Origin of the sequence: Phytoactinopolyspora endophytica, assembly GCF_004138495.1 — a bacterium.
Classification (GTDB): Bacteria; Actinomycetota; Actinomycetes; order Jiangellales; family Jiangellaceae; genus Phytoactinopolyspora; species Phytoactinopolyspora endophytica.
The window spans coordinates 174600-176934 of sequence record NZ_ML142864.1 but is presented as its reverse complement, the minus strand read 5'-3'; the positions used below and the strand labels follow the sequence as shown (position 1 = coordinate 176934).

Annotated in this window: 1 protein-coding gene, 1 tRNA gene and 1 pseudogene; all 3 read left to right on the top strand. The window is 64.1% G+C overall.

Annotated features, from left to right (window positions below):
* Nucleotides 1–104: 104 nt before the first annotated feature.
* Nucleotides 105–1325, top strand: coding sequence for a L,D-transpeptidase (locus ELR45_RS25985; RefSeq protein ID WP_165368103.1), 1221 nt, complete (start codon nt 105–107; stop codon nt 1323–1325).
* Between the two features lie 162 nt (nt 1326–1487).
* Nucleotides 1488–1563 (top strand) — tRNA-Thr (locus ELR45_RS25980).
* A 353-nt stretch (nt 1564–1916) separates the two neighbouring features.
* Nucleotides 1917–2335, top strand: a pseudogene (locus tag ELR45_RS35835) (serine/threonine protein kinase); the annotation flags it as partial.

Sequence of the window (2335 nt, the reverse complement as noted above, 5' to 3'; positions counted from 1 at the left end):
AACCACCCGGTCGCACTCCTCAGATCACTCACTCCGCGGGCGACCTCGTCCCTCGGCCGACCACTCCATTCGCTCACTTCGTCGTTTGCTCCATAATGGGCGATATGCACCGAATGCAGCGGTCGCCTCGCGGCCTGATGGTCGGCACTGCCAGCTTGGTCGCCGCACTGACGCTCAGCTCATGTGGTGGCAGCGACGACGAGGAACCCGTCCTGCCCCGGCAAGCACATGCGCTGACCCAGCTCGAAGGCGTCGGCGGCGAGGTCGGCTTCTCCGAGCCGTTGGCCCTGGCGGTCAACGGTGGCCAGATCGATACCGCAGAGGTCCTCTCCACCGAGGGCGACCCACTCGAGGGCGAGATAGGCGACGACGGCCGTACCTGGACCAGCAACACGCGCCCGGAGCCCGGCACCAGCTACGACGTCAGCGTGACCGCTTCCGATCATTTCGGTGAGGTCCATACATTCGACGACGAGCTCACGGTGGCGGAGGTCCCGGAGGGTGAGCGGCTGACCCTAGCCATGCTTCCGAGCAACGAGTCGGAGGTCGGCGTCGGCGCCCCGATCGTCGTCCAGTTCGACCAACCGGTCACCGACCGGGAGGCGGTCGAGAGGGAGATGCAGGTGTCGTCGGATCCCCAAGTGGTGGGCAGCTGGCATTGGGTCAGTGATACCGAGGCGCGATTCCGACCGAAGGAGTATTGGCCGGCCGGCACCAGTGTTGCTCTCGATCTCGAGCTGAACGGAGTGCAGGCCGGCGAGAACCTCTGGGGCGGACGGTCGTACCACCTGGAGTTCGAGGTCGGCTCGGAACGCATCGCGGAGGTCGACGCGGACGACTACGAGATGAACGTCACCGTCGACGGCGAGACGGAGCATACGTGGGACACCAGCCTGGGAGCCCCGGAGTTCGCCACCCGCAACGGTACGTACGTCGTCCTGGAGAAGTTCAAAGATCGGAACATGACCTCGTGCAACGCGAACATCACGTGTGATGAGTCCGATCCGGACTACTACGACGTCGACACGGACTGGGCCGTCCGACTCTCGTACAGCGGCACGTTCGTCCACTCCGCCCCCTGGTCAGAGGAGTCGCAGGGCGAGGACAACGTCTCCCACGGCTGCATCAACCTCAACGACGCCAACGGTGAGACATTCTTCGCCATGGCCCGCTACGGAGACGTGGTCACTGTGGAGAACTCCACACGCGAGGCCGATGACCTGGTCGAACGGGGCGACCCAGGGATGGTCGACTGGAACATGTCCTGGTCCGACTACGTTGCCGGCTCGGCCCTGGGCGAGGAGATCACCACGAACGAACTGTGAGCACCCGCGCCTTTCGTTCGCCCCCGCCCTGGTGTCGCGGAAGCGGACACCAGGGGCCGGATCGCTATACAGATCAGGGGACGCCGTGGGCTTCGGTCCCGATTCGGCATGACGGGCCGGTACGTTCTATACTCGTCCAGCGTGCTGGTCCTTCCAGCACCGGCCGCCTTAGCTCAGTCGGCAGAGCGATTCACTCGTAATGAATAGGTCGTCGGTTCGATTCCGACAGGCGGCTCCAGCATCATCGCAGGTCACAAGGCTTACGAGCCTTGTGACCTTGCTAGAATCCAAGATCATCAGACCATTCGCAGGCGAGCTAACCGCCGTCGACGACGCGGCCGCCTGCTTAAGCGGCGCCTCCAGATCACCGACCGGCCATGCTGGCACCGAGTATTGGACATTGCCGGAATCGGACCCAGTGCCGACTGCAGACATGGCAGCCAGGCCGGCACAGCTCGACGAGCACACGCCAAACGCACCTGACCCGAAGGTCGATGCGTCGACACCAAGAAAGCACGACAAAAGCGCAGGCAAAGTGGTGCCTTTCAGTATGGACCTGACATATCAAAGTTCACGGAGGGAGAACACCACGTGGGTATCAGAATGAGAGCGGCGGCAGTGACGGCGGCAGCGGCGAGCGCCCTGCTGGTCGGCGCGAGTACGGCGCAGGCCGAGCTCCCCAGCGACAGCCAAGGAAGCAACACCGAGCCAGCGACGAGCCCTCCCGGGGGCAGCTCCGTCAGCGTCTCCGACGATGTCGAGGCGTCGAAGGTGTGGAAGAACGTGTGGCACACCGCACCGTCGTATTACGGCGGCGCGGGCGGCCCTACCGGTGGATATCTCTTCGCCGGGAGTAACTACTTCTACTGCCAGGGCAAGGGGATGGAGTACTCCGACAAGGGCTACACCAACGACTGGTGGCTGAAGACCGACGACGATCACGGCAACACGAACGTCTGGGTCAGCGCCGTCTATGTCAGCGGTGGCGGCGACTACGAGCCCATCCCGGG

Bases quoted from the DNA above. Each gene is read 5' to 3' on its own strand.
- ELR45_RS25985 (WP_165368103.1), top strand. From the start codon at position 105: ATGCACCGAATGCAGCGGTCGCCTCGCGGCCTGATGGTCGGCACTGCC.